Below are 3,947 nucleotides of genomic sequence, written 5' to 3'. Positions count from 1 at the left end.
GCCTCGTCCTGCCGCCTGATTCGCCTTTTCAATGGCCTTGTACGACAAGTCAAGAGCCTGGCCTAAGTTGCGCTGCGCCTGAACTGGGCTATGGAAGCCCATGCTGTTGGCAGCAGCTACATAATCCCAATACCACTGCGCTTGCCGCACCAATTCTCTCGCAGCAGCCAAATCAGCTTCGTTCGCTCCCGGCTGCGCCGCGGCTTTAGCGATCGTCTCATGGGCCCGCGCAATATTTTGGCCGGCGCTATGCTGCATGGCAAACACCGAATCTTGAATAGTTTTAACCTGGTTCAGCGCCCATGCTTCATCCTGCTTATGGCAGGTAAGGCAAGAAGACTGAATGGCCTGCAGCGGGCTTGTCATATGATGGGACGTATATTTTTGCCCGTCGCTGCGCATATACGGCATATGGCAGTCCGCGCAAGAGACGCCGGACTGGCCGTGTACGCCTGTCGACCATTCTTCATAATCCGGATGCTGCGCTTTCAGCATTGGCGCCTTTGAAGTCCCATGAACCCAGTCTTTTTCAAAGCCGTTCGGTTTCGTGCTGTAAAGCGAATACATGGCCTCCGCCGTCAGGCCGTTGTCCCACGGAAAGACCACCCGATTGGTTCCGGGCTCAAAATAGTATTCTGAATGGCATTGCGCACAAGCATAGGTGCGCATATCCTGTCTGCTGGCTTTGGTAACATCAATTCCTTTACGCTGCATCGCTTCAACAAAGGCAGGCTGCGTCACTTTAAGAGCCATGGTTTCATTGTCATGGCAGTTGGCACAGCTTACAGGATGCTTGGATTCGTCAATCAGCTGCAGCAAAGGTGTCTTCGTAAAGCCCCAGCCTTGCTCTGCATATAGTTTTTCTACATACGGCGTTTTACAAGCGATACAGGAACCAACGGTCGCCGGCGTTACCCGCGCTGATTCTTTTTGATCCTGCAACGCATAGGGATGTCCCCGATCTTCCCGATAGTCTTTGCTGAAGGGCATCCCCGCGAAATTCGCCTTAAGTTCCGGCTGCATGTCCCATTTTTGCACATTTAGACTGCCGCCGTATCCCGTAGGAGACGCTTTCATTTCCTTGTTTTTTTCATAGCTGGCATACTGCAAAGGATAGGCTTTGCCCCAAACGGCAGGATCGTATTCGCCTTTAGGAATTTTCGCCGCAGCCACCGTAGCGGAAGCCGGCGGCATAACCCAAACCCGCATCACCACGACCAAGCCAAAGACAAGCATCAGGAGTCCCAGAAAACCAATGAGTATCTTCTGCCCCCTATTCAAGACCTACGCCTCCTTTCTTCTCTGCCAAACGGCGTTCATTGTGCACTAGATCCCGGTGACAAGAAGTGCAGTCGCCCCCTGCGGACAAGTGCGTGTTGGCTGTTGAACCGCTGTGGCAACGCAGGCAATTATCATTAACAACTTGTTTGGCGCTGCCGCTGACCAGGATAGGTTCCGGATAATCCCGCAGCGTTTCGTGATAGGTATGCCGCATGCCATTACTTGCTTTCGCCGTCATTTTTACAACTATGTTTTGCTGTGGCAAATGGCAATCCCCGCAGGTAATTCCCCGGTGCGTCGATTCATTAAAGGTCGCATACACCTCCTGCATGGAATGACAGCTGCCGCAAAACTGCGGCTTATCGGCATAAGCCATAGAACCGGCCATCACAGCCAGCACAACCACCGCCAAAACGGCTCCCAACACCATATACACCAGAGCAACTTTCTTTTTCAGCGGGCTCTCGTCCATCTCAAAACCTCCTTTCACACTACGAAAAAGCCTGCTTCCAACCCTTAATTTAAAGCGTAACTATGAAGACCGGACAACAACAGATTGACGCCGATAAAGGTAAAAACCACCGCCAAAAAACCACCCAAGGCCCAGTTCACGGCCTTTCGCCCCCGCCAGCCCCGGCTGAGGCGTCCATGCAAATATACAGCGTAAATGATCCAAGTCACCAAAGACCAGGTCTCTTTAGGATCCCAGCGCCAATAGGTTCCCCAGGCGTATTCCGCCCAAACAGCGCCGGTAATGATGAGCAGCGTCAAAAATGGCATCGCGGCAACAATGGCCTGATGTGTCATGTTCTCCAACCGCTCCAAAGAAGGCAGCGTCGTAACGCCTTGGAGCCCTTGACGCCAGTAAAACATCAGCCCCAGCGCAAAAGATACAGCTAAAAAGCCGTAGGCCACTACCGCCGTCAACACATGCGCCATGAGCCAATTGCTTTTCAGCGCCGGCATCAACGGGCGTGCTTCTTGATAATACAGCGCAAAAAAACCGCTGAACAAAAAGGCCACCGGCATAATGAACGCTCCAAAAGACTGTTCTTTCTGCCGCCACTCAATGAATAAGTGAAGCAACCCCAAGCACAAAACAAAGAGCATGCCAAACTCATACATATTGGCAAACGGCGCTCTTCCTGCCCCAGCGGTTCTAGCTACAGCGGCCGCTGCATTCAAACTTACCGCCAGCACCGCTAGAATCGTAGCCGCCTTTCCCCAAACAGGCGCTTTCCAAACTAAACGCAGCAAATAACACGACGCCGCCAAAAAATAAAGAAAAAATGCTCCTGCAAACAATACGCCTTCATAGGCTGCCATCGGACCACCTCCTGCTTTGCTTACCAGGAAGCTAGGCTTTCTACACCGCTTCCTTCGCTGTTTCTTTCCCTTCACGAATGCGCCGACAAAAGACTTCCTCTTCAGCTTTCCCTAAGCCGCCTACCGCTAAATTTCCTTTAGCATCTACCTGGCAGGAAAAATACTTTGTTTTTCCGTACAGGCCCGCAAAAAAGCCAAATACCAACAAAATGAAGCCCGTAAAAACAATTGGAATTCCCGGATCCAGCTTAATCTGAAAGCCTGAAAACGGAGCCGCCCCGGTAAAGACCACACTGCCGCCTCCCGGCAGTTTTACTTCCTGCCCCGTTGCCGCAGCGCCCCAATCGCTCTGTCGTCCATTTTCATAGACTACATACAGTAAATGAGGGTTTCTCGCTTCTGTCGAACGGCTGACCATCGGCCGCAGCGGATCAAAATCCGGTATATACCGCATAACCTGCACCGCAACCTGCCTAGTTGGCTCCACCACCCAGACTTGGCGCTCCGCCAGACGCTGCTTCATGCCCGTTCCCAGTTGGGCGTCAATCATCTGGCCGTAAAAGGATTGATACAAACGCAAGCCGTCCAAATCGAGCGGCTGGTTTACCTTCACAAGCTGCCTGGCTAATTCCCGCCCGTCCTTGCGAACAATTACATCACTAATCCAATCCGATACTTGTCCATTTTCATAATACTCCGTACGAAAATCCGCCAATTCTATTTCCAGCCCCGTCGCTGCACCCCAGGTCTCATCAAGCAGTCGGCGTTCTCCTACCGGTACGGAGAGTTCCCCTTGCATGCCTGCCAAGCTGCCATAAAGTCCCCCTGCGGTAATCAACAGTACCGATAGATGCGCTAAGAACGTTCCCCAAGCCGCCCAGCGGCGGCGATACGCCAGCCAAACAAGCCGCCCCTCTATTTCTTGCTTTTTCCACGCAAAGCCATCTGCTTGCAATACGCGTTCCACGTTATAAACCGCTTGCTCTCGCGAAGGCAGCACTACCTGCGGCGAAGTCTCCTTCAGGGAAGGCCACGGTTCTTGCAAACTTGTTCGCCGCCACAACGCAGGAAACTGCCGAACCATGCAGGCCAGCACGTTTAAACTCAGCAATCCCAATAAACCGCGAAACCACCAGGCGTGGTAAAGATCGCCCAAACCGACGGTTTGATATAACATCTGCACCAAGGGCGACGCAGAAGATACGGCTCGTTCCTGGGGAATGAGCGTTCCCACAACGGCAAGAGCTGCTATCAGCAGCAGCAGGGCAATTCCCGTATTCATCGAAGTGAATCTTTGCCAAAATGTTTTTTGCTTCATTGCCTCACCTCGAATTCTTTTA

General features: G+C 52.3%; 4 protein-coding genes. All 4 read right to left on the bottom strand.

Annotated elements, in window-relative coordinates; genetic code table 11:
• A partial coding sequence (locus tag PHF27_RS13685; RefSeq protein WP_300071233.1) for an ammonia-forming cytochrome c nitrite reductase subunit c552 occupies positions 1–1,281 on the bottom strand: 1,281 nt, incomplete at its 3' end.
• Positions 1,274–1,753, bottom strand: coding sequence for a NapC/NirT family cytochrome c (locus tag PHF27_RS13680; protein WP_300071230.1), 480 nt, complete (start codon positions 1,751–1,753; stop codon positions 1,274–1,276). The genes PHF27_RS13680 and PHF27_RS13685, both read right to left, overlap by 8 nt.
• A 44-nt stretch (positions 1,754–1,797) precedes the next feature.
• Positions 1,798–2,607, bottom strand: a complete 810-nt coding sequence (gene ccsB / locus PHF27_RS13675; protein WP_018701813.1) for a c-type cytochrome biogenesis protein CcsB — start codon at positions 2,605–2,607, stop codon at positions 1,798–1,800.
• Between the two features lie 40 nt (positions 2,608–2,647).
• Complete coding sequence (locus tag PHF27_RS13670) at positions 2,648–3,925, bottom strand: cytochrome c biogenesis protein ResB (RefSeq protein ID WP_300071226.1); 1,278 nt, start codon at positions 3,923–3,925, stop codon at positions 2,648–2,650.
• Positions 3,926–3,947 lie beyond the last annotated feature (22 nt).

The organism is Anaeromusa sp., from assembly GCF_028691475.1.
In the GTDB taxonomy this organism is placed as follows: Bacteria; Bacillota; Negativicutes; order Anaeromusales; family Anaeromusaceae; genus Anaeromusa.
This window is presented reverse-complemented; position numbering and strand designations above follow the sequence as displayed.

Coding starts and splice junctions, on each gene's coding strand:
- PHF27_RS13680 (WP_300071230.1), bottom strand. CDS start 1,753: ATGGACGAGAGCCCGCTGAAAAAGAAAGTTGCTCTGGTGTATATGGTG.
- ccsB (WP_018701813.1), bottom strand. CDS start 2,607: ATGGCAGCCTATGAAGGCGTATTGTTTGCAGGAGCATTTTTTCTTTAT.
- PHF27_RS13670 (WP_300071226.1), bottom strand. CDS start 3,925: ATGAAGCAAAAAACATTTTGGCAAAGATTCACTTCGATGAATACGGGA.